This is a genomic window from Flavobacterium terrisoli, from assembly GCF_030167905.1.
Classification (GTDB): Bacteria; Bacteroidota; Bacteroidia; order Flavobacteriales; family Flavobacteriaceae; genus Flavobacterium; species Flavobacterium terrisoli.
On the sequence record NZ_JARGNA010000003.1, the window covers coordinates 189284 to 215117 of the forward strand.

17 protein-coding genes are annotated in these 25834 nt (G+C 38.1%); 14 read left to right on the forward strand and 3 right to left on the reverse strand.

Going from position 1 to position 25834, the window contains the following annotated elements:
- Positions 1–101 precede the first annotated feature (101 nt).
- The 5 genes from P1K33_RS04945 to ctlX all read left to right on the forward strand — a co-directional run bounded on the left by P1K33_RS04945 (position 102) and on the right by ctlX (position 8102).
- Positions 102–1385: a citrate synthase gene (locus tag P1K33_RS04945; protein WP_284651781.1), complete on the forward strand. Its 1284-nt coding sequence runs from the start codon at positions 102–104 to the stop codon at positions 1383–1385.
- 438 nt (positions 1386–1823) lie between these two features.
- Positions 1824–4193 (forward strand): beta strand repeat-containing protein, encoded by a 2370-nt coding sequence (locus P1K33_RS04950; RefSeq protein WP_284651782.1) that lies wholly within the window; start codon positions 1824–1826, stop codon positions 4191–4193.
- 1 nt (position 4194) lies between these two features.
- On the forward strand, positions 4195–6168 hold the full coding sequence (locus tag P1K33_RS04955) for a T9SS type A sorting domain-containing protein (RefSeq protein WP_284651783.1): 1974 nt from the start codon (positions 4195–4197) through the stop codon (positions 6166–6168).
- A 79-nt stretch (positions 6169–6247) separates the two neighbouring features.
- Entirely contained in the window at positions 6248–7162 is a 915-nt protein-coding gene (locus tag P1K33_RS04960) for a dimethylarginine dimethylaminohydrolase family protein (RefSeq protein ID WP_284651784.1), read from the forward strand.
- Position 7163: 1 nt separating this feature from the next.
- On the forward strand, positions 7164–8102 hold the full coding sequence (gene ctlX / locus P1K33_RS04965; protein WP_284651785.1) for a citrulline utilization hydrolase CtlX: 939 nt from the start codon (positions 7164–7166) through the stop codon (positions 8100–8102).
- Positions 8103–8175: 73 nt separating this feature from the next.
- Here ctlX and P1K33_RS04970 read toward each other — a convergent pair whose 3' ends face one another.
- Positions 8176–8811, reverse strand: a complete 636-nt coding sequence (locus P1K33_RS04970) for a MarC family NAAT transporter (protein ID WP_284651786.1) — start codon at positions 8809–8811, stop codon at positions 8176–8178.
- 87 nt (positions 8812–8898) lie between these two features.
- Here P1K33_RS04970 and P1K33_RS04975 point away from each other — a divergent pair, with 87 nt between their 5' ends.
- The gene (locus P1K33_RS04975) at positions 8899–9264 is read left to right on the forward strand and encodes a CoA-binding protein (protein WP_284651787.1); all 366 of its coding nucleotides are present in this window, start codon (positions 8899–8901) and stop codon (positions 9262–9264) included.
- On the opposite strand, the gene P1K33_RS04980 is transcribed toward P1K33_RS04975, so the two are convergent.
- A complete protein-coding gene (locus P1K33_RS04980) occupies positions 9261–9638 on the reverse strand; it encodes a hypothetical protein (protein WP_284651788.1) in 378 nt (125 codons plus the stop codon). The genes P1K33_RS04975 and P1K33_RS04980 overlap by 4 nt on opposite strands.
- A gap of 3 nt (positions 9639–9641) precedes the next feature.
- A complete protein-coding gene (locus P1K33_RS04985) occupies positions 9642–11138 on the reverse strand; it encodes a sodium:solute symporter (RefSeq protein WP_284651789.1) in 1497 nt (498 codons plus the stop codon).
- Between the two features lie 155 nt (positions 11139–11293).
- Here P1K33_RS04985 and recR point away from each other — a divergent pair, with 155 nt between their 5' ends.
- The 8 genes from recR (at position 11294) to P1K33_RS05025 (ending at position 25678) form a co-directional block, all read left to right on the forward strand.
- Complete coding sequence (gene recR, locus P1K33_RS04990; RefSeq protein ID WP_284651790.1) at positions 11294–11914, forward strand: recombination mediator RecR; 621 nt, start codon at positions 11294–11296, stop codon at positions 11912–11914.
- A 77-nt stretch (positions 11915–11991) separates the two neighbouring features.
- Entirely contained in the window at positions 11992–12780 is a 789-nt protein-coding gene (locus P1K33_RS04995; RefSeq protein WP_284651791.1) for a polysaccharide biosynthesis/export family protein, read from the forward strand.
- An 11-nt stretch (positions 12781–12791) separates the two neighbouring features.
- Entirely contained in the window at positions 12792–15263 is a 2472-nt protein-coding gene (locus P1K33_RS05000) for an exopolysaccharide transport family protein (protein ID WP_284651792.1), read from the forward strand.
- On the forward strand, positions 15260–16246 hold the full coding sequence (locus P1K33_RS05005; protein ID WP_372508201.1) for an SDR family oxidoreductase: 987 nt from the start codon (positions 15260–15262) through the stop codon (positions 16244–16246). The genes P1K33_RS05000 and P1K33_RS05005 overlap by 4 nt, the downstream gene beginning before the upstream one ends.
- A gap of 15 nt (positions 16247–16261) precedes the next feature.
- Positions 16262–17653: a UDP-glucose 6-dehydrogenase gene (locus P1K33_RS05010; RefSeq protein WP_284651793.1), complete on the forward strand. Its 1392-nt coding sequence runs from the start codon at positions 16262–16264 to the stop codon at positions 17651–17653.
- A gap of 51 nt (positions 17654–17704) precedes the next feature.
- On the forward strand, positions 17705–18982 hold the full coding sequence (locus P1K33_RS05015; protein ID WP_284651794.1) for a nucleotide sugar dehydrogenase: 1278 nt from the start codon (positions 17705–17707) through the stop codon (positions 18980–18982).
- A gap of 2 nt (positions 18983–18984) precedes the next feature.
- Positions 18985–20031 carry a dTDP-glucose 4,6-dehydratase gene (rfbB, locus tag P1K33_RS05020; protein WP_284651795.1) on the forward strand — a complete coding sequence of 349 codons (1047 nt, stop codon included), beginning with the start codon at positions 18985–18987 and terminating at the stop codon, positions 20029–20031.
- A 355-nt stretch (positions 20032–20386) separates the two neighbouring features.
- Positions 20387–25678 (forward strand): T9SS type A sorting domain-containing protein, encoded by a 5292-nt coding sequence (locus P1K33_RS05025; RefSeq protein WP_284651796.1) that lies wholly within the window; start codon positions 20387–20389, stop codon positions 25676–25678.
- Positions 25679–25834: the final 156 nt, after the last annotated feature.

The window sequence follows — 25834 nt, forward strand, 5'->3', positions numbered from 1 at the left end:
ATAATTAACGAAAACGTTGCCATAATTCTTTTTTATTTCATTTCGAATTCCCTAATTTTGTTAAATTATTAATTTATCAAGATTTATTTCCAATTTATATCATGTCTAAAACAGCTATATTAGAACTTGATGGCGTAAAGTATGAGTTTCCTGTAATCGTAGGAAGTGAAAACGAAGCCGCCATCGACATTGAAAAACTTCGTGCATTAACCGGTGCTATAACACTTGATCCGGGCTATAAAAATTCAGGGTCGTGTAAAAGCGATATCACTTTTCTGGATGGAGAAGAAGGAATTCTTCGCTACCGTGGATATGCTATTGAAGATTTGGCCGAGAAAGCCGATTTTCTTGAAGTTTCCTATTTAGTAATTTTTGGTGAACTGCCTACAAAAGCACAATTACAGCAGTTTGAAAATGATATCAGAAAATATACATTGGTCAATGAAGAAATGAAAAACATCATCGATGGTTTTCCTAAAACAGCTCATCCAATGGGCGTTTTATCTTCCCTTACCAGTGCGCTTACCGCCTTTAACCCAAAAGTGGTAGATGTTGAAAATGAAAAGGAAATGTATGAAGCTGTTTGTAAAACCATGGGTAAATTCCTGGTGATTGCAACCTGGACATACAGAAAAATGATGGGTTATCCTTTAAACTATTATGACAATACCATAGGTTATGTTGATAATTTTATGCAGTTGATGTTTAAATTGCCAACCGGGCCATACAAAGCCAATCCTGTTGTAATTGATGCCTTAGATAAATTATTCATCCTGCATGCCGACCACGAACAAAACTGTTCAACTTCTACCGTTAGAATCGTTGGTTCTTCACACGCCGGTTTGTTTGCTTCAATCTCTGCTGGTGTTTCGGCACTTTGGGGCCCATTACATGGCGGTGCCAATCAGGCAGTTTTGGAAATGCTGGAAGCCATTCAAAAGGATGGAGGAGATGCAGATAAATATTTGGCAAAAGCAAAAGATAAAGATGATCCTTTCCGTTTGATGGGATTCGGACACAGAGTTTATAAAAACTTTGATCCAAGGGCCAAAATTATTAAAAAAGCAGCCGATGAGGTATTGAATACTTTAGGAGTTGATGATCCAATTTTGGATATTGCCAAAAAATTAGAAGCTTCTGCTTTGGTTGATGATTATTTCGTATCCAGAAAATTATATCCAAACGTTGATTTCTATTCGGGAATCATTTATCGTGCCTTAGGAATTCCAACTGAAATGTTTACAGTAATGTTTGCTATAGGACGTTTACCGGGTTGGATTGCACAATGGAAAGAAATGCGTATCAACAAAGAACCAATCGGAAGACCAAGACAGGTTTATACTGGTTATCCATTGAGAGATTTTCAACCGATGGACAAAAGATAAAAACACGAAAAGTTTTTGATACAAACTCCTTGCGAAAGCAAGGAGTTTTTTTGTTTTTATGCCAAAGAGAAAAGTGATGTTTCCCATCTTTTTCCGGTTGGGTTTTAGATTAAAATCGATCCTTTTTAGTCATGCATTTTACTACTGTGATCTAAAAATTAACACAATGTAAAGAAAACAGTATAATGTAAGAATAGTTAATTAATATTTAATAAAAATATGTATTTCATCGATAAAATGTGTATTTTGAAGATTTTTTGAAAACAATCATATAAATTTGGTTTAATAAAATATAAGCAATAAGAACTATTTTGAAGCAAAACCTACAGCCGCCGAGAGATAGTGAAGGAACAAAATAAAAATTTAAGCCACACCCAAAATGTAACCTGAAACAACGAGTTTTTAAATTATTTTTCTAATGCCCCAAATTTTTTAGTTATGAAAAAAAACTACATTTTCTTTACAACGCTAGCTCTTTTATTGATTGCTTTTAAATCTAGCGCACAAACTGATAATACTTTCTCAGGAACAGGTGCTGGTGCGAATAGTACCGGAAATTTTAATACTGGATTTGGTGTAGATGCTTTAAAAGACAACGCCAGTCACAGTAATAATGCTTTTGGAGCCAGAGCGCTATCCGTAACTATCGGAGGTTTTAACAGTGCTTTTGGTAATGAGTCTTTAAGAAATAATACAACCGGTACATTAAATAGTGCTTTTGGTACCAGAAGTTTGTTTAGTAATGTGTCCGGTCAAAGTAATATTGCCTTTGGACACAGAGCAATGGAAGCTAATGTATCAGGAAGCGGTAATACGGCAATTGGTTATGGCGCAATGTTGAAAGCTATTGGAAATAACAATGTTGCCCTTGGAGTAAATACACCGAGAAATTTAGTTTCCGGAAACAACAACGTTTTTATTGGTGCTGAAACCGGTAAAAACCTAATCAATGGAAGCAATAATCTTTTCTTAGGGAATGTCGCACTTGAGCCGGCGTTAACGTCAGCCAAATTAGCGGGAACTAATACCGATGGAACTATAATCCTTGCCGATGGTTTAGGAAATCAAAGATTTTTTGTCAGCAAGTTTGGTAATGCCGGACTTGGTTTAGGAAATAACGTAATACCGGCCAACAGACTTGATGTAAATGGAGGAGTTGTAATCGGGAAAAACTATGTGCCTTCTGCTGGTACTACAACTGCAACTACAACTTTGGCACCTACAAATGGATTGCTGGTTGAAGGAAAAGTTGGGATTGGCAACAGATTACCTAATAATAAAGTTGAAATCACTCATGGTGTAAATGGTAATTCAGGACTTAGATTTACAAATTTGACCAGTCAATACACACCGCCGGTGGCTCAGACTTCTACCAAATTTTTAACGGTTAATGCCAATGGTGATGTAGTGTTGCAAAGAATGGCGGGCTTAACCAATACTAATGTTATGTCGTCAAATGCGAATTTGATGACTACTAATGTTAATAGTGTTACTGCTTCGGCACCAATTGTAAATTCTATTTCGAACATCATAAATTCAAGCAACCAATTGATTACTTCAGTAAATGGAGTAGCTAGTGCTCCCGTAAATCTACCACAATCTCTGGATAATAGCGTTACAAACGAATTGCAGACACTTTCACAAGTTGGAAATACAATCACGCTTTCTAACGGCGGTGGTTCGGTAACCATTCTGCCTATAGAAGATACCGATACCGATCAACAGTCTTTGGGATTAACCGGAAACGTGCTTTCTATTTCAAATGGGAATAGTGTGACTTTACCAACAGTAACACCTCAAACACTTACACAATCAGGAAATACCATTACACTTTCAAATGGTGGTGGTTCAGTTGTGATTCCACCTTATATAGACACCAATACTGACCAACAATCTTTATTTTTATCTGGTCAGGTGCTTTCTATTTCCAATGGGAACAGTGTAACATTACCTGCACAAACCCTTTCACAATCAGGAAATACTATATCACTTTCTAACGGTGGTGGTTCAGTTGTAATTCCGCCTTATGTAGATACCAATACTGACGAACAAGTATTATCAATAACAGGAAATGTACTTTCTATCTCTAACGGAAATAGTGTAGTATTACCAAACCACGGTCCGCAATCAATTACACAAAATGGTGCTATCGTAACCTTATCAAATGGTGGTGGTTCAATCACACTTCAATCTTCTATTGTAACAGCCGGTACCAATGTGAATGTCCTTGGAAACGGTACTGCCGGAACACCTTATGTGGTAAGCGCTACCGATACCAGTCTTTATGCTGACAATGGTGCTATCGATGCTACTACAACTATCAGTGGAAACAGAGTGGTTAATATGAATAACAGCAACATTTGGTTCAATACAGCAAATAGTAGCTCTAATGCTAAAATCTATTTAGGTTCAACTGCTTCCTATCCAAATACAACGGGTAACTACAAATTGTTTGTTGAAGGCGGAATTTTGACAGAGAAAGTAAAAGTAGCTTTGAGAAGTTCAGCCAACTGGGCGGATTATGTTTTTGCCAAAGACTATAAATTAATGCCATTGAAAGAAGTAGAGAAATTTGTTACGGCTAACAAACATTTACCAGGGATTGACTCTGCTGAAGTATTGGCCAAAAATGGTCTTGACGTTGCTGAAATGCAGTCCAAACAAATGGAAAAAATTGAAGAGTTAACGCTTTACATTATTGACCAGGACAAAAAAATCGAAGCACAAGATAAAGCTATTGAAAAAAATAATAAAGAAATTGAAGAATTGAAAGCTTTGGTACAAGCGTTAATGGCAAAAACTAAATAATATGTATAAGATATTTAAAATAGTTTTACTAAGCTGTATTGCTTTCAATTCGGCTACTGTTTCGGCTCAGCTCGATCAGTATCTGGCGGAAGAAAGCAACAGGATTTCACTGTCCCAACAGACAGAGACTGAAATCATACGGTTTATCAATGATAATTTTAAAAATTATAAATTATCAAAAGAGGTAACGGAAGATGTTATAAAGCATCTCAGAGAGGAGGAAGTTTTTTCGGATGAAGAATTGCAAAAAGCTATAATCAATACCAAAATATACGAGCTTAGAAAGTTATTCTTTTATCAAAACCCGGATAAAAAAGAGCATTATATAGCCAAACCGCTTCCACAAACAGTGATGCAATCTTGTGTTAATGGTGATTTTGAAAGCAATACAACCGGTTATTCCTTTTGGTCTGATGCCTATGCACAACCGGCAACCGGCACTGGATGGTTTCAATCTTGTTCTATGCCGACTGCGCTAAATGCAACCAATATGGTAACGCCATCAACCAATAATTTCAATTCAACGATAACATTGATTGACAGTGGAAGTCCGGGTTACCAACAGTATGATCCGACTTTAGCAGCATTAGGGGTAAACATCCCAACGATAAGTTCGAGTGGAGGAAACAAAAGTATCAAACTGAACAATGCCAATGGTTTTGGTTCTTCTGATGTAACCACTATGTCCAGATATTTTCCGGTGATTAATCAATCGACTATCGATTTTAATTTCTCCCTAATCATGGACAACAAACCGGCTCATGGTCAACCGATTCAACCATTTTTCAGGGTTAGGGTTTATGACCAATTCAATAATATAGTGGATGAAATTTGTATCATCGCCAATCCGGATAACTGTTTGTTTAATACTTTGGTCATTGGAACGAACAGAAGGGTTTTATACACCGACTGGATTTGTGCCCGATTGAATGTGCAGGATATTTTAAACCAACCCGGAACAATTGAATTCACAGTAAGTGATTGTGAACCATCGGCTCACTTTGGGACCGTATATATTGATAATATTTGTGGGTCTGTTTGTGCTGTTCCTCAGCTTGGCGCTTTGAGTACCGATCCAACCAATTTCAATTGTCCGGATATGACAGGCAGTACGCCAATTCAGGTATGTGGTACTTATCAGCCACCGGTTAATGCAACAGTGAATTCGATTTCATTGAATATTGTTCAAAATAATGTGGTAATTGGAACTATGGCAGCGCCAACGACTTTGACGCCAAGCACGTATTGCTTTAATGTGAATCCGAGTTTGTTTGGAGCCAATCCTGCAGGAGATTTTGAATTCCAGGTTACTGGTAGTTTCAATGTCAACTGTCCGGCGGGAACCTTTGTTTATGAAATTACCGATAACTCGTCGAGCCTTGGTCCCGATGTAAGTTTTGATAACTGTTGTGAAGCCATATTGACGTTAAGTTCTCCAGCGGACGATGTAAATAACCTGGCTGTTGCGACAACAAAGAAAAAAGAAAGATCCGATTGGATTAAAGCGACCAATATTGTTACTGTGGGTGATAATGTTACCGGTAACGGAGTAATCTATCACGCGGCCAATTATGTCGAGATGAATCCGGGATTCGAAGCGGTTTTTGGGGCACAATTTTCGGCCTATCCTGAAGGTTGTACGGCCAACTTTATCTACAAGGCACCAAGTGTAACCGAGCAGGAAGCAAGAAATGCGATGCAGGCTGAAGAACCTGTCGTTAACTTGGTTAAAATAGCCAATGGTTTTGCTATCATTCCAAATCCATCAAGCAGTTCTATTGAAATTGTGATGAAAGATGCCCAATTCAACAAAGTGAATATTACATCAATCGATGGCAAAACGGTTTTGGATCGCAATATTGAAATGACCGATAAAACACGATTGGATGTAAGCAGTTATGCTAATGGCGTCTATATTATCAACATTACTTCCGAAGATGGCCGAATCCATACCGAGAAATTGATTAAGAATTAATTTTACTTCAAATACTTATAAACAAAGCTTCTCCTAACCGGGAAGCTTTTTTATATTTGTCCATTACCAAAACAAATTTATGTTACAATTAAATGTAAAAGACGAAACTTCAAGATTGAGAGCCGTTGTACTAGGTTCAGCCAAGAATAACGGACCAACACCAAGTGCCGCTGAAGCGTATGACCCAAAATCATTAGAGCATATTCTCGCAGGAACTTATCCTGTAGAAGCAGATATGGTCAAAGAGATGGAAGCGTTCAATCAGGTGTTTCAAAAATATAATGTTCAGGTTTTCCGCCCGAATATGATTGAAAACTACAATCAGATTTTTACCCGAGATATCGGGTTTGTAATCGACGATGTTTTTATCAAAGCCAATATTTTACCCGACAGAGAGCGTGAACTCGATGCAATTCAATATGTGATTGATCAAATCAATCCTGCCAAAGTGGTCCGTCCGCCGGAAGAAGTACATATCGAAGGCGGTGATGTGATGCTTTGGAATGATTATATTTTTATAGGCACTTATAAAGGTTCCGATTATAAAGATTATATCACGGCACGTACCAATATGTTTGGTGTGAATTATATCAAAGAATTATTTCCGAACAAAAAAGTAAAGGAATTTGATTTGGTGAAATCTAAGTTGGAAGCTCGCGATAATGCACTACATTTAGACTGTTGTTTTCAACCGGTAGGAAAAGACAAAGGCATCATTTATAAAAGTGGCTTCCGCGAAGAATCAGACTATGTTTTCTTAGTGGAATTATTTGGCAAAGACAACCTGTTCCACATCACGCGTGACGAAATGTACAATATGAATTCCAATGTTTTTTCCATCGATAATAACGTAGTGGTTTCTGAAAAAAACTTTACAAGATTAAATAATTGGCTTCGCGATAACGGATTTATCGTTGAAGAAATACCATACGCAGAAATAGCCAAACAAGAAGGACTTTTGCGTTGCTCAACCTTACCCTTAATTAGAGACTAAAATGAAACAAACTACCAACTCCATATTAATGATTCGTCCGGTAGCATTCCGCATGAACGAACAAACAGCGGTCAATAATTATTACCAAAAAGTACTTGATGGATTGTCGCCTGAAACGGTAAATGCCAAAGCACAGGCAGAGTTTGATGCTTTTGTAAACAAGCTGCGAAAAGTAGGTGTAAATGTGGTTGTGGTAGAAGATACTTTAGAACCGAACACTCCGGATAGCATTTTTCCAAACAACTGGATTTCGTTTCACGAAAACGGTGATGTGGTTTTGTACCCAATGTTTGCCGAAAACCGTCGCGCCGAAAGAAGAGAAGATATTCTAGATATCCTCGAAGATGACGGATTTGAAATCAACGAAATCATGGATTATACTTTGGCTGAAGAAGACAATGTTTTCCTGGAAGGTACCGGGAGTTTGCTTTTGGATCGTGAAAACGGAAAAGCCTATTGTGCACTTTCGCCAAGAGCCGATGAAGAACTGATGATTGAATTCTGTGAGGATTTCGAATTCACTCCGGTGATTTTTGAAGCATTCCAAACCGTAAACGGTGAGCGAAAACTGATTTACCATACCAATGTAATGATGACTTTAGGCGATACGTTTGCCGTAGTTTGTGCTGATTGTATCGATGATAAAAAAGAACGCAAAATGGTCTTGGACAGCCTGCGTGGTGATGATAAGGAAGTAATCCTGATTACCGAAGACCAGGTCAATAACTTTGCAGGAAACATGCTGGAAGTAAAAGGGAAAAACGACGAGCGATTCTTGGTGATGAGTGAGTCGGCCTATAAAAGTTTGACCAAAAAACAAATCGCCCAATTGGAAGCTCATGTTGAGATTATCCATTCCAGTCTGGATACGATTGAAGCTTGTGGCGGCGGAAGTGCGCGTTGCATGATGGCCGAAATCTTTTTGCCAAGAGAAGAATAACTATTCAAAATTCAACTATAAAAAAGCCTAAAATCAATTCGATTTTGGGCTTTTCATATTTTGATGGATATTATTAAATTCCCCTGATAATGGCCAAAACTGCACTGATGATATACTGAATTCCAATAGCAACGGTTAAAAAACCAACGATTCTGGAAATGGCCACAATTCCGGAAGCACCAAGGTATTTGGCCAAATAATGAGCACTTCTCAAAACCAAAAAAATCAATAACGACACTATAATAATGGAAATGACAGAGGATAAAATTTCCGGAGTTGAATGGTGGTCTTGGTTGAAAGCAATTAATAGCGAAATAGAACCCGGTCCGGCAAGCATTGGCATCGCCAATGGCGTTAATGCAATGGAATTTCTGTTTAACGAATCTTCTTCTACTTCTTTGCTGATTCCTTTCCTTTTTTTCGGATTGGCATTAAGCAAACCAAATCCTGAACTGGCAATCAAAATACCACCGGCAATTCGGAGTGCGGAAATGGTAATGCCAAAAAAACTCAAAACATATTCGCCAATAAAAAAAGAGATTAATAAAATAATGCAAACATTAATAGCAGTCAATAGCGATACCCGTGAGCGTTCTGATTTATTATAGTCTTGCGTTAAACCTACAAAGAAAGGAATGGCACCAATTGGGTTCAAAACCGAAAATAAAGCACCAAGCAGAACAAAAAAAGTATTCAAAAAGATTTCCATTTTTCTAATAATTCTAATCAGTAACAAAGATAAGTAAAGAATAAAAGTAAGTGTTAATTTAAAAACATTATTAGTTAAATTTGTGCCATGAAAAATAAGAAAACATTGGTGCTTGGCGCTACGACAAAACCTGAAAAATATGCTTTTTTGGCCATTAATAAATTAGTAGAAAAAGGACATTCGGTATTGGCTATCGGGCAAAATACAGGCGAAGTAGCCGGCGTTAAAATTTACACCAAACAAATTCCGCTTAAAGGGATAGATACGGTTACGCTGTATTTAAATCCAAAGCGACAAATAGAGTATTACAACTACATTATCGAGACGAAGCCGAAACGCGTCATCTTCAATCCGGGAACGGAAAATCCTGAGTTTTACCAGTTATTGCAAGCCAATGGCATCAAAGCGGAAGTAGCTTGTACGTTGGTGATGCTGGCTACAAATCAGTATTAAAGTTTCTTCTTTACGGCAATTTCAAATTTTCCGGGATAGTACTTGCCGTCTTTTTTGTATCCAAAATGGAATAGGTATTTTTTGTTGAATTCTTTATCCATTAAATTAATTTTGAGCAATACTTCATTTTCCTTTGTTGATTTTTCTTCGGCATGCAGTAAGCCAATTCCGGAAAAAGTCAATGACTGAACATCTATATTTTCTGTTGTAATCGAAATGATGTTGATTTGGTTTTTGAGCAAAAAATCATATTCGCTTACTATTTTCAGGACTATTTTGTCGCCATTATTTTCATAAACAAAAGCATTCTCAGCATTTTGGCCAATCGATTTTGAAGTGCAAAAAAGCAATAGTAGAAAAAAAAGGTTCTTCATTTTTTAAAATTTAGTTTGACTTGTTGCAGGTTTACTAATCAATAACAATCCGATAAATGTGATGAAACCATTCACGATAATCAATTCGTTATCCAAAACGTAATCGCCTAACAGCGCTGCGGAATATTTGCTGATAAAGAAGCAAATCGCCGGGGATATCACACAAACCAAAGGCACGAATTTGTCATGGACAGTTTTGGATTTCATAAACAAACCAAAGGCATACAATCCCAAAAGCGGTCCGTAAGTATAAGACGCGATTTTGAAAATCATCTTCACTACCGAAGCGTCGTTCACTGCATTAAACAATACAATCACCAAAAACATCAGGAATGAAAATCCGATGTGAACCATATGGCGTGTTCGTACAATGTTGGGTTTGTTTTGGTTTTCGACTCTGTCCATGCCTAAAAAGTCCACACAGAAAGAAGTTGTTAAAGCGGTTAAAGCCGAATCGGTTGTAGCAAAAGTAGCTGCTGTCAATCCCAATAGGAACACTACTGCCGGAACAATTGTCAGGTGATTAAACGCAATTTCGGGGAACAATAAATCGGTTCTGGCCACGCCATCAACTATCGGAACGGCGATGCCATTTTTCTCGGCATACAGATATAGCAAGGCGCCAACGCTCAAAAAGAAAATATTGATCAGGACAAAAATCCCGGTAAAAGTGAACATGTTTTTTTGGGCTTCGCCGATGTTTTTGCAACTCAGGTTCTTTTGCATTAAATCCTGGTCCAGTCCAACCATCGCAATGGTCACAAAGATGCCGCCAAGTATTTGTTTCCAGAAGTAATTGCCTTTCAGGAAATCTTCAAAGAAAAACACTTTGGAATAATTGCTTTCTTTTACGGCTTCAAAAGCCTGAAAAGCGCCGAAATCCAAACTGTCACAAATGAAATAAATCGTCAGGAATACCGAAGAAACCAGGAAGAATGTCTGTAAAGTATCAGTAATGATGATGGTTTTTAGTCCGCCGCGATACGTATAGGCAAAAATCAATCCGAGCGAAATCAAAACGGTCAGGGCAAACGGAACATTAAAGGCATCAAACACATAACGCTGCAATACAATCACCACCAAATACAATCGGAACGCAGAACCAATCGTTCGGCTGATTAGGAAAATGGAAGCCGCAGTTTTGTAGCTAATCACGCCCAATCGTTGTTCGATATAACTGTAAATTGATGTCAGGTTCATGCGGTAGTACAACGGCAGCAAAACCTTGGCAATGATTAAAAAACCAATCGCATTTCCCAGGACAAACTGGAAATATTTAAACTGCAAATCGGGATTGCCTACTTCACCAGGAACGGAGATAAATGTAACGCCTGAAAGTGCGGTGCCTATCATTCCAAAGGCCACCAAATACCATTTTGAGTTTTTATTGGCTTTGAAAAAAGTATCGTTATCTGAGCTTTTTTTACTGACCAGATTGGAAATCAAAATCAGTAAGCCGAAATAAATAATGATGATAATCAGGATGGTTGTTGGTGACATATTGCTGTTTTTATAGAAAGCCAAAATACTAAAAAATGTGGCTGCGTTGGTTTGGTTATTCGGTTATTTGTGAAGAATGGAATGTTAATAAAAAATATATTTCCGATAGGCCAAAAATCTAACAATCTGACAGGGTATTTTGTTACTTTTGCCTCATGGAATTTTCTTCAAAACTTTTAGAAAAAGCAGTAAACGAAATGGCACAATTGCCTGGAATTGGAAAGCGAACCGCTTTGCGATTGGTGTTGCACCTGTTGAAACAACCGGCGGAGCAAACGCAATTTTTGTCTCAGGCGCTGACGACTATGCGCGAGGAAATTAAATTCTGTAAAAATTGTCATAACATTTCCGATGTAGAAGTTTGCGAAATCTGTAATAATCCCGCCAGAAATCACAAAATTATTTGTGTGGTCGAAGAGGTACGCGATGTAATGGCTATTGAAAACACCAATCAGTTCAAAGGCATTTATCATGTCCTGGGTGGGAAAATTTCACCCATTGACGGCGTTGGCCCCAGCCAGCTGAACATCAGTTCTTTGGTTGAAAAAGTAAAATTAGGACAGACAGAAGAGTTGATTTTTGCGTTGAGCTCAACAATGGAAGGCGATACAACGAATTTTTATATCTTTAAACAAATCAAAGACTTCAATATAAAAACATCCACCATTGCCAGAGGAATTGCGGTGGGAGACGAATTGGAATATGCCGATGAGGTCACTTTGGGTAGAAGTATTTTAAATCGCGTTCCCTTTGAAAATTCCCTGAAAAATTTATAACAAAATAATAGCGGGCTACATTTTTCTATTTAGATTTGAAAAACTATCTTTGTTTGCTAATTTTTTTAAAAAAACTAATGAATAAACCCAATATATATTTATTTTTTCTATTTAGTCTTTTATTAACCTCTTGTGTTCCTACCAAGGATTTGATTTATCTGCAAAACAACAACGAAGGAACAACTGCTTCGGTAACTCCTTCAAATCAAAAGCCTTACCGACTTCAAACCAACGACTTGTTGAGTGTTACCATCAAAGCCATTGACTCAAAATTGGTGGAGATATTTAACCCAACCGGAGCGCAAAACATTGTTGGTGCACCCGAACAAGGTGGTTACCTGAATGGTTATTCGGTTGATGATCACGGAAACATTCGATTGCCAATCTTAGGCGAAATTAATGTCTTAGGTTTTACCACTGAAGAGGTTAGAGGCAAAATTGAAAAATTACTTTTGGAAAAATATTTTAAAAATGAAGCCGGAATTTTTGTGACGGTAAAGTTAACCGGATTCAGATATACCATCAATGGTGAGGTCAACAATACAGGAACAAAAACAATCTATCAGGATAAAGTAAATATTTTGGAAGCCATCGCCAATGCTGGTGATATTACGATTACCGGTGACAGAAAAGATGTTAAGGTGATTCGAAGTTTTCCGCAAGGCAGTGAAACCTTTAGCATTGATTTAACCGATAGTAAAGCGATGAATTCGCCGTGTTATTATCTTCAGCCGAACGATTATATCTATGTAAAACCATTGAAACAAAAAACATGGGGAACAGGAAAAACAGGGATAGAATCTTTGACCACTATAGTAACTTTATTATCATTAGCAACCACTACTTTTTTGTTACTTAGAAATTAACACTCATTTCCATGCTAGACGTAAAAGATTTTACTTTTTTTGATAAACAAAACAGCTTTGATTTTAAAGGATTTTTAATCAAGACCATCAGTTATTGGAAGTGGTTTGTGGTTGGTTTGATTATTGCTTTTTCCATTGCGCATCAGGTAAATGTTAGAAAGCAAAAGATTTATGGCATAGAAACTACCATTGCGGTTCAGGAAGAAAACAATTCTTTTTTTACTTCAAATACCAGTTTGGTCTTTAACTGGGGCGGAACTTCAGATAAGGTTCAGATGATTTCAACCACTTTAAAGTCGAGATCTCACAATGAAAAAGTTGTTGACAGATTAGAATTTTACATTGATTACCTGAAACAAACCAAATATTTCCTCCAGGATGTTTATGGTGAAGTTCCTTTTGAAGTGGTCTTGGATAAAGAGAAAAACCAATTGATGGATCAGTTTATCAAGGTAAAAATGGTTTCCAAAGATTCTTATCAGATCACGATTCCTTTTCAAAGCGGCACAGCTGATGTGATTCGTTATGCCGATAATAAGAAAACAACAATCAATGTACCGGCTAAAGAGTTTAAGCAGGTATTCAGGATTGGAGAAACTGTCAGACTTCCGTTTCTGAATTGGAAATTGAATTTATCCGCGGATTCCTGGAAAAATTTTGAAGAAGAGATTTTAGTTCGTTTTAATTCTTTTGACAATACCGTTTCGTCATTCAAGGGAATCAGAGTTGATTTGGATGAAAAAGCAGGGTCAATCCTTAAGTTGGGCATGGAGGGGACCAACAAAGCAAGGATGGTAAAATACCTTAACACCACAGTAAAGGTTTTGATTGATGCCCAATTGGATAATAAAAATAAATTTGCGGAAAATACCATCAACTTCATCGATAAGACTCTGGTTGACATGGAAAATCAGTTAAAGAATTCAGGTAATGAATTAAAAGATTTCAGCAAATCCAATGATGTAATAGACATTGAAGAAGGTGGCTTGTCTTATAAAAATCAGTTGCTGGATCTAGATACCAAAAAAGACGAAGTTGAACGGAAGATAGCCTATCTGAATTCCTTAAAAACCTATCTGAAAAACAGCGTTGATTTTTCAAAATTGCCTGCGCCAACGGTTGCCGGGATTGAAGAAGCAAATATTACGACCAATGTCGGTAAATTAATTGCCTTGTCAATTCAAAGATCTGATTTGGGATATTCCATCAAAGGTGATATCTATTATGACAGGGTTGATAATGAAATCGAATCAGTAAAAAAAGTACTCTTGGAAAATGCCAGTTCACTGCGAGTTGCATTGCAGTATGATTTGGATCTTGTGAACAGAAAAATCGCAAAGATTGAAGGCGAAATCACCAAACTTCCTGAGAATAAGCAAGAATGGTTAAAACTGTCGAGAAAATACAACTTAAGCGATAATATCTATAATACATTTTTGCAAAAAAGAAGTGAAGCTTCCATTGTAAAAGAATCTAACGTATCCGATATTCAGTTTATTGATCCGGCCAAAGATGTTGGCGGTGGATTATTAGGGCCAAAAACCAGTGTGAACTATGTTTTGGCATTTTTTGTTGGTTTACTGGTGCCGTTGGTTTTAGTATTCTTCATTTTCTTTATCAGCAATTCCATTCAGAATATAGAGGATATTTCTTCACTAACGCAATTGCCATTAATTGGGATTGTCGGGATAAAACATTCTGAAACCAATTTGTCTGTATTTGAAAGGCCAAAGTCGGCACTGTCAGAATCATTCAGGGCGATTCGTTCATCCTTACAGTTTTTATATAAAAAGCAAAGCATTGAAGGAACAAAAACCCTCATGCTGACTTCTTCGGTCAGCGGTGAAGGAAAAACATTCTGTTCCATCAACATTGCTACTGTTTTTGCCTTGAGTGAGAAAAAGACAATCATACTCGGACTCGATTTAAGAAAACCGAAAATCTTTGATGATTTTAATATTCAAAATGATATCGGTGCGGTCAACTACCTGATTGGACAAAAGAAACTGGAAGATGTTATCCAACATACACACATACCATACCTGGACGTTATTACTTCCGGACCAATTCCGCCAAATCCATCTGAGTTAATCCTGGGTGATTCCATGAGAGAAATGATGGAACAACTGAAAAGGGATTATGATTATATCATTTTGGATACGCCGCCGGTAGGTTTGGTTTCTGACGCGATGGAGTTGGCACAATATTGTGATGTTACCCTATATATCGTTCGCCAGAACTTTACCAAAAAAGAAATGTTGACGCTTTTGAACAACAGGACAAAACGCGGTGAGCTAAACAATGTGAGTATCATTTTCAATGGTTATGAAAATAAAGCCAAATATGGTGTTGGTTACGGTTACGGTTATGGATATGGTTATAGCTATGGTTATGGCTACGGAAGCGGTTACCATGAAGATGATGAACCATCAGGATTTTTTGCGAAATGGAAATTCAGAATCCTAAAAAAATTAAGGATATGATGAATAATGAAAAAGCAATTCTGATTACCGGAGGTGCTGGATTTATTGGTTCAAACCTCTGTGAGTATTTTTTAGACAAAGGATATTCAGTCACTTGCTTAGATAATTTTGCCACCGGTCACCGACACAATGTCGCTGAATTTTTAAACCATAAAAACTTCAGGCTGATTGAAGGCGATATCAGAAATATTGAGATTTGCCATGAAGCAGTAAAAAATATTGATTTTGTGTTGCACCAGGCAGCTTTAGGCTCAGTGCCGCGTTCTATCAATGATCCTGTAACCAGCAATGAAGTAAATGTTTCAGGATTTTTGAACATGCTTTTGGCTTCAAGGGATGCAGGTGTGAAGCGTTTTGTTTATGCTGCCAGTTCTTCAACTTATGGTGATTCGGAAAGTTTGCCAAAAGTTGAGGATAAAATTGGTAAGCCGCTTTCGCCTTATGCCATTACAAAGTATGTAAACGAATTATACGCTGATATTTTTAGCAAAACTTACGGATTGGAAACCATCGGTTTGCGCTATTTTAATGTTTACGGCAGAAGACAAGATCCAAACGGTGCTTATGCTGCGGTAATCCCAAAGTTTGTCATGCAATTGATGGCGCACGAAAGCCCGGTAATCAATGGTGATGGGAATTATTCAAGGGATTTCACCTATATAGACAACGTGATTCAAATGAATGAATTGGCGATGTTGGTACAAAATCCGGAAGCTGTGAATACGGTTTATAATACAGCTTTTGGTGACAGGACAACATTAAATGATATGGTCAGCTATCTCAAATTGTATTTATCAGAATTTGATGAGCAGATAGCCAATATTCCTGTCATACACGGTCCAAGCAGAGCAGGAGATATTCCTCATTCATTGGCCAGTATTGACAAGGCAAAACAATTATTGAACTATAGTCCAAAGTTCTCGTTTCAGCATGGGCTGAAAGAAGCAGTGGCTTGGTATTGGAAGAATTTAAAAAAAGATTAAAAATTACAATTGATAATGAAAATAACTAATATTTGTTGTATCGGAGCAGGATATGTTGGTGGTCCAACCATGGCAGTAATAGCCGAAAAATGTCCACACATAAAAGTAACTGTTGTCGATTTAAACGAGGCCAGAATTGCCGCATGGAATGATAAAGATGTAAACAATATTCCGATTTATGAACCGGGATTGAATGAAATTGTAGCCAATACAAGAGGTAAAAATCTATTCTTTTCTACTGCGGTTGATAAAGCCATAGACGAGGCAGAATTGATTTTCATATCGGTAAATACCCCAACGAAAACTTATGGAACAGGAAAGGGAATGGCTGCCGATTTAAAACACATAGAGCTTTGTGCCCGCCAAATTGCCAAAGTGGCCAAAAACGACAAAATCATTGTAGAAAAATCTACTTTACCCGTAAGAACGGCTGAAGCTTTAAAAAGCATCTTGGACAATACCGGAAACGGAGTTCAGTTCCAAATATTGTCTAACCCTGAATTCCTTGCAGAAGGAACTGCGGTACAGGATTTATTGAGTCCGGACAGGGTTCTGATTGGTGGTGAAACCACACCTGAAGGACAAAAAGCCATCGAATCTTTAGTTGATGTTTACGCCAATTGGGTACCGAGGGAACGCATTTTGAAAACCAATGTCTGGTCATCTGAATTATCAAAATTGACCGCCAACGCATTCCTGGCGCAAAGAGTTTCGTCTATCAATGCGATGTCAGAATTGTGTGAGAAAACGGAAGCCAATGTAAATGAAGTGGCTAAGGCTATCGGAATGGACAGCCGAATTGGTTCTAAGTTCTTAAAAGCCTCTGTGGGCTTTGGAGGTTCTTGTTTTCAAAAAGACATCTTAAACTTGGTTTACATTTCAAAAGCTTTCGGATTAAATGAAGTAGCCGATTATTGGGAACAGGTGATTATTATGAATGATCATCAAAAAAGACGTTTCTCCAGAAATATAGTGCAGACTTTATACAACACGGTTTCGGGTAAAAAAATAGCTTTCCTGGGTTGGGCGTTTAAAAAAGACACCAATGATACCAGAGAATCAGCCGCGATTTATGTAGCCGATGATTTGATCAATGAGCAGGCTAAAATTGCACTTTTTGATCCAAAAGTTGGCCACCAGCAAGTGTTGTCTGATTTGGATTATTTGAATACCAGAAAACCTTCAGAAAACGAAAATCACATCAATACTTTTGACAATCCTTATAAAGCTTGTGAAAATGCTCATGCTGTGGCGATTCTAACAGAATGGGACGAGTTTAAGGATTATGATTGGAAGAAAATTTATGACAGTATGTTAAAACCGGCATTTATTTTTGACGGTAGAAATCTTTTGGATGGAGACAAAATGAGAGCCCTTGGTTTTGTGTATCAATCTATTGGTTCTTAATTAAATAATTATATTTGCCCGCTTGAATTAAATAAATTTTAAACAGTTTTTATGAATATTAAAATTGCAGTTATAGGATTAGGATATGTAGGTTTACCTCTTGCAAGACTTTTTGCTACGAAATATCCTGTCGTGGGTTTTGATATCAATCAGAATAGAATTCAGGAATTAAACTCTGGAGTTGATTCAACACTTGAAATTGACGAAGAGACACTGAATAAAGTATTGGTAACATCAAGCAATAACGCACAAGGATTATTTTGCAGTAGTTCCATTGAAGATATTGCCTCCTGTAATTATTATATAGTAACCGTTCCGACACCAGTTGATAAAAATAATCGTCCCGATTTAACACCTTTATACAAATCGAGTGAAACTGTTGGAAAAGTATTGAAAAAAGGAGATATCGTAATCTATGAATCTACAGTTTATCCCGGTGTTACCGAAGAAGAATGTATTCCGGTTCTGGAAAGAGTAAGCGGTTTAAAATTCAATATTGATTTCTTCGCAGGTTATTCTCCGGAAAGAATCAACCCGGGTGATAAAGAACATACTGTTGAAAAAATCCTAAAAGTAACTTCGGGTTCAACTCCCGAAATCGGAGAAAAAGTAAACGATTTATACAAATCAGTGATTACTGCCGGTACGCATTTGGCACCATCAATAAAAGTGGCAGAGGCGGCAAAAGTGATTGAGAATTCACAACGTGATATCAATATTGCTTTTGTCAATGAATTGGCAAAGATTTTCAATTTATTAGAAATAGATACGCATGCAGTCTTAGAAGCCGCCGGAACCAAATGGAATTTTTTACCATTCAAACCGGGATTGGTTGGCGGACACTGCATAGGCGTTGACCCATATTATTTGGCACAAAAAGCACAGGAAAAGGGTTATCATCCAGAAATTATTTTGGCCGGACGCCGACTCAATGACAGTATGGGCGAATATGTTGCTTCTCAGGTTGTCAAATTGATGATCAAAAAAGGCGTAACGATTAATGGTGCCAAATTGTTGATGTTGGGCATTACTTTCAAAGAAAATTGTCCTGATGTCCGCAATACCAAAATTGTAGATGTAGTTCACGCTTTGGAAGATTATGGTATCGATGTTACCATTTTTGATCCTTGGGCAAAACCTTCGGAGGTAAAGCATGAATACCAATTGACAACGACCAACGAATTACCTTCGGATACTTTTGATGCCATTGTTTTGGGTGTTGCCCATAAGGAATTTGTAAGCGTTGATTTGTCGAAATTGAAAAAAGCAAATGGCGTTTTATTTGATGTTAAAGGCGTTTTAAACGAAAAAGCTGACGGAAGATTATAAAGATGAAGAAGATTTTAATAACAGGTGGTGCAGGATTTATAGGTTCGCATGTGCTTCGTCGTTTTGTGACCAAATATCCGGCCTATGAGATATATAATCTGGATGCGCTGACTTATGCCGGGAATCTGGAAAATATTGCCGATATTGAGCATTCACCCAATTATACGTTTATAAAAGGAGATATCGTTGATGCCGATTTTATCAACGGTTTATTTCAAAAACACCAATTTGACGGTGTGATACATCTGGCCGCGGAATCCCATGTTGATCGTTCGATTACAGACCCACTGGCGTTTGTGAAAACCAATGTGATTGGTACGATGAATTTATTGAATGCTTTCAAAACCATTTGGAAGGATAAATTTGAAGGCAAAAGATTTTACCATGTCAGTACCGATGAGGTTTACGGAAGTTTGGGAACTACAGGTTTGTTTACAGAAACAACGCCTTATGATCCAAATTCACCTTATTCAGCATCGAAAGCAAGCTCAGATCATTTTGTTCGTGCTTACGGAGAAACTTTTGGTTTGCCTTATGTGATTACCAATTGTTCGAATAATTACGGCCCGAATCATTTTCCTGAGAAACTGATTCCACTTTTCATCAATAATATCATTAATAACAAGTCATTGCCGGTTTATGGTGATGGAAATTATACCCGTGATTGGTTGTTTGTCATTGACCATGCGATTGCTATCGATTTGGTTTTCCACGAAGGAAGAAATCATGAGACTTATAATATTGGTGGCTTTAATGAATGGAAGAACATTCAGTTGGTTAAATTGCTTTGTCAAAAAATGGATGCTAAATTAGGCAGGGTTTCGGGAGAATCTGAGAAGTTGATTACTTATGTAAAAGACAGACCGGGCCACGATTTAAGATATGCTATCGATGCTTCTAAAATTAATACCGAATTGGGTTGGGAACCTTCAGTTACTTTTGAGGAAGGTTTGGAAAAAACAATCGATTGGTTTTTGGCCAATGAAGAATGGCTGAAGAATGTGACTTCTGGAGAGTACGCCAAATACTACGAAAAACAGTACCAATAAGTTATTAAAAAAATACCTTATACAAGCCATGTTTACATGGCTTTTTTTATTCCTCACTTTGTGGTTTTTAATTGCGTTTTAAGTATTGTTGAATTTTCAATCTCGTAATTTTACTACCAAAAAATTGTACAGCTTCTATTATATTAACTAAAAATCAATAATTTATTAACACGAAAACGTTTTCGTTTGTGTAGTAAAATTTCGTTTTGTAATTTAGTTAACATAATTTTATAGTTTTATCGACCCACAATCTACATTTACGCTAAACTAATCATCAGCCTAACCTTATATGATGATTAAATTGGTTTCTTCCTGATTTAAGCAATGGTCTTAATTTTAACTAAAATAATCTATTATGGAAAAAAAATTACTTGTTCAATCTTCAAGCCAACTTTGCAAATTAAAATCGCCTGGTTTTTTTAAGGCGTGGTTATTAATGTTGGTCTTAATTACTTTTTCTTCTAAGAAAAGTTTTTCCCAAACAATAGAACAATTTAATTATGCCGCCGGAACTGCTGCCCTGAATGCTAAGAATGGTGGATCAGGATGGTGTACTTCAGGTTCTACCAATTGGTTTAACACCAATACGGGGTTGGATATTTTTAACGGGACGATGGCTTATAGTAAAAACTCATTGGCTTTGAGTACTTTGGGTACCACTTTTCCATCCACAGGGACAGGAGGTCAAAATAACTTCAGAAAAATCACCTCTTATTTAGGTCAGGGTTGTGGAAATAATACCTACTACATTAGTTTTTTAGTTCGCCAAAAAGGCGGTTCCAATATGAACGGATATGCTGGTGTTTCTTTGTTTAGTTCAAACTTGGCTGCCTGTGACGCAGGAACACAAGCCGGTACTGAGCAATTAATAATTGGAAAAAGAAATGGTTCTGGGAATGTTAATTGGGGTTTTCAAATAGGAAACAATATTAATAACGGTAACAATACCGGTGTGGCAATTGATGGAACCACTCGTTTAATTGTGGTAAAGATTAGTGCAGGTTCGGGTTCGACATGGTCAATCAGAATGTGGGTTGATCCGGCTTTGAATAATACTCTTACTGATGGACAGATAGGTACGGCAGCGGGATATTGTGAGTATTTGAACGCAGGCTTGTCGGGGAGTACTTGTTTTGACAAATTTAGAATCGAAGGTGGCGGCGGATCAGGGATTGATTTAGATGAGTTCCGTTTTAGCTCAACTTATACAGACGTTATCCCGGTTCAAGCTCCGGGAATCAGCATCGGAATCACAAGCGGAGCCAATCCGGTTTGTTCAGGTACTTCAGTAACTTTCACAGCAACACCAACCAATGGTGGAACAACACCAACATACATTTGGAAGAAAAATGGCAATGCTATTTCGGGGGCAACAGGAGTAACGTATACTGGAGTAGCAGGAACTGATTTTGTAAATACGGATCAAATAACCTGTCAGGTTACACAAGATGTCGGAACTTCAGGATTGACTGCACAAAGCACAACTTCAAGTGCAATCACAATGACTGTTAATACTGCTGTGGCTATTACGACTAATGTGACCAATGGCTCAGCTTGTCAGGGCAATAGTGCTGTTTTCTCTGTTGCTGCAACAGGTACAGGTTTAGGATATAAATGGCAGGTAAATACAGGGAGTGGCTTTGTTGATTGTACAGCTGCTGACGGATCAGGTTTTACGACCAATACTTTTACTACAGTGGCAACAACTGGTGCTATGAATGGTTATGTTTACCAATGTTTGATTACCGGAACAGCACCTTGTAGCGGACTTACATCAGCTTCAGGGACTTTAACCGTAGTTTCAAATCCAACCATCAGTGTTCCACCGACAACTAATGCCTGTACGGCACAAGGAACGGCATCGATAGTTTCATCACCGGCAGGAGTAAGTTCTTTTGCTTGGTACAGAGTAGGTTCACCGGATATATTGTTGACTAACACTACAATTAGTGGTGTTACTTACAGCGGCGCAACTACGGCAACTTTATCAATGTCTGGACTAACAGTTGCAGATAATGGCGCTCAGTTTTATGTTATTGGCACTGGTTGTGGTGGTAATACAGCAACTTCAGGATTAAGCACATTGACAATTAATACGACACCATCACAAACCATTACAGCGCCTGCAAGCACTTGTGCCAATTCAACAGGAAATCTTGCTTCTGTTCCGAATGCAGGTGTTGGTGCAACTTATGCATGGACGATAGGCGGTGGAACCATTACCAGTGCAGCCAATATTCAACAAATTACCTTTACTGCCGGTGCTTCAGGGTCAGTGACTTTGAATTGTGTGGTAACGGCTAACGGATGCCCTAGTGCCGGAGGACAAAATACTTCGGTAACCATCAATGCGATTCCATCTCAAACTATCACGGCTCCAGGTTTTGTTTGTGGAAGTTCTACAGGAAATCTAGCGTCAGTTCCGGTTAGCGCCGGTGGCAGTTATGCTTGGTCAATTACCGGTGGAACGATAACAAGCGCAACCAACATTCAGCAAATTACTTTCACGGCTAATGCAAGTGGATCAGTTGTTTTGAATTGTGTGGTGACTTCAGCTCAGAATTGTTCAAGTGCCGGAGGTCAAAATACCAGCATTCCAATTACACCTGCAACAGCAGTTACGGGTAATCCTTCCAAAACACCTCAGTCTATTTGTCTTGGTGGGTCAGCAACAGCGCTTTCGGTTACTGCTGTAGGATCAGCGCTTACATACCAATGGTATAGCAATCTAAATGACAGCAACTCTGGTGGTACATTAATTAGTGGTGCTGTTTCAGCCAGTTATACTCCAACTTTTTCAGGAGGAGCAACGTTATATTACTATTGTGTAGTCGGAGGCGGTTGTGCACCAACTTCAGTACCAAGTGATACTTCGGGACCAATTACTTTTGGAGGATTGCCAAGTGATACGGCAAATTATACAATAACCAACGGAGGAAATCAAGGTTTGGGCTTTGGTCCTTGGGCTTACTCAGTAAGTGGTAGCGGTGGTACTTTTAACGGAAGTTCTGACATAGGAACTGCTTGGGGGATTTATGCCAATAATGGAGGTTCTGTAACTGCCAGCAGACCATTTTTGGTGCCATTGTCTTCAGGAAATACCGTAAGCTTTGCTTTTGATAATGGAGGCGTAGATAATGTAGGAAGTAAAGTTGGTGTTCGATTAAAAAATGCCAGTAATAATGTTTTGACAGAGTTCCGCTTTTTGCAGGGAGTAGCACAGTATTCCATTGCGGATTCAGCAACAAATGATACTGGAGTTAATTATACTTCTACCGGATTGAGCAATGTTACTTTTGCTTACACAGGATCAAATACCTATAGCATTTCAATCACCCGCTCGGGTGTTACCACTGTTTTGACAGGTAGAACTTTTGCAAGTGTTGCAGGAGGTTCAGTTCCTTCACAAATAGAATTCTTTAACAACAACGCCGGTGACGGAAGCACAAGAGATGTTTTCTTTAATAACTTAAATGTAAATTACCCTAAAATATTTGTGCAGCCTTCGACTGATACACAAACAGTTTGTCAGAATGCAGCAACTACAGCACTTTCAGTTACTGCCTATGGCGCTAATTTAGGATATCAATGGTATAGTAACCCAGGGAATATTCTATTAGGAGGTGCAACATCATCTAGTTTTACACCACCAAGTGCTACTGCCGGAACCAATACCTATTATTGTGTAGTTAGTTATACAGGTTGTGGTACTGCACCAACACCTGCGACCAGTTCTTCTTCAGGAAACATAACTGTAAATCCTTCAGTGGGTACACCAAGTTTTACGACGGGCTCAACTTCACTTTGTCAGGATGCACCTGATGAGACTTACACTGCAATAGCTTCAAATAGCACCGGTATTACTTATAGCGTTTCGCCGGTTGGAGCAGGAACAATTAATCCAACATCCGGTTTGATGAATTGGAATGCCAATTTTACAGGTCAGGCCACCATAACAGCCAGTGCAGCAGGTTGTAACGGACCAACAACTTTTAATCGAATCGTTGACGTTTTACCTTCTGTTGGGACGCCTAGTTTTACTGCAGGTGCAACTGCGATATGTCAAAATGCTGCGAACGGGACTTATACGGCTACTGCAACTAATGCTACAGGAGGAATCTTTTATGCTGTAGAACCGGAAGAAGCCGGAGTGATTAATGATGTAACCGGTGTAATGGATTGGGATCCTGCTTTTACAGGGGAAGCCACGATAACAGCTTTTGCTTTTGGATGTAATGGTCCTACTACTGCTGATAGAGTAGTGACAGTTAGTACAAACCTAGCTTGGTATCGAGATTTTGATAACGATGGTTATGGTGATCTTAATAACAGCACGAGTAGTTGTACCCAACCTGTCGGTTATGTTGCCAATAGTACTGATTGTAATGATTCAAATAATGCTATTCATCCAAATGCATTTGAGGTTTGTTTCAATGGTATCGATGATGACTGTGATGGATTTTTATCTGAAGGTTGTGCACCAGCCCTGACAAGTATCCTGCCAAGTTTCTGTGGCAATACTTTGTCAAAAGCCAAAGCAACCATCACGGCTTCGGCAGCCACCTATTCAGGTCCTTTTAGTGTGACTTATTTATTCAGAATAACCAATTTGTCTACAAATACAACAGTTGATTTACCAAGAGCATTTAGAAATTTCAACTTGGGAATGACTAACATCATTGCTTATGGAACTCAATATTCAGTAATAGTAGCTGCAGTTATCAATGGTGAGCAACAACCTTTCAGCGCACCTTGTTTAATCTCAACTCCCGGAGTGCCAACCACTAAATTGGTTCAGTGTGGTACAACCGCTACTTCAATGAGTTCTTCTATAGCTTGTAATTCTGTGAGTTATGCATTAGCTTATCAATTTGAGGTTTCCTTAGCCTCAAATCCTGGCGTTGTTAAGGAGTTTGAAAGACTTTACAATAACTTCTCAATGATAATGGCTGGTACTGCGCCAAATGCATTACCACTACTTTACGATACTGATTATGTAGTTAGGGTAAGAGCAAAAGTATTGATTGACGGTGAAGAAGTTTGGGGAGCCTATGGTGATCCATGTACGGTAACCACGCCATTGGCGCCAGATGCTTTTATGGCTGCATGTGACGAAGACGGAATCACACCAGCAACTATGAGTACGATATTGTATGCCAATACAATCAACTATACCAGCATGTATCGTTTTACTTTAGTTAGTGAAGAGTTAGGATACAACCAATTTGTGGAGCATACGTTTAACAATTTCAGATTGAGTGATTTTGAAGCATTATCGCCTTTAACTCCTGGCGCAACTTATTCCATCTTTGTTGATGTTCAGTTGTTTGGTAACTATTATCCTGGTAAAGATTGTCAGTTAATTGTTCCGTTCCCAGCCAAAACAAGAATGGTTGAAACAGAATTTGAAGTTAAAGCTTATCCAAACCCGTTTGCCAACAACTTCTTGATTGATGTGACGAGCGAAAGCGATTCACCGGTAAGCATCAAAGTTTACGATATGGTTGGACGATTGGTTGATCAACAACAGTTTGGCGTTAACAACTTAGAGTCTTCGCCAATCGGAGACCAATACCCAAGCGGTGTTTACAATGTAGTAATCACACAAGACGAAACGGTAAAAACACTTCGTGTAGTGAAAAGATAAAAGTTCAGTTTTGAAAATTAAAATCCCGGCCATTTGGTCGGGATTTTTTTGTTTTTGGATTGTTGAAAAGCAGAATGTACTACTCGTATTTGGAAAAAAATACAAAAAAAATCAACCATTTACCCTTTTTGACGATTTTTTTAGCTGATGCAAGGA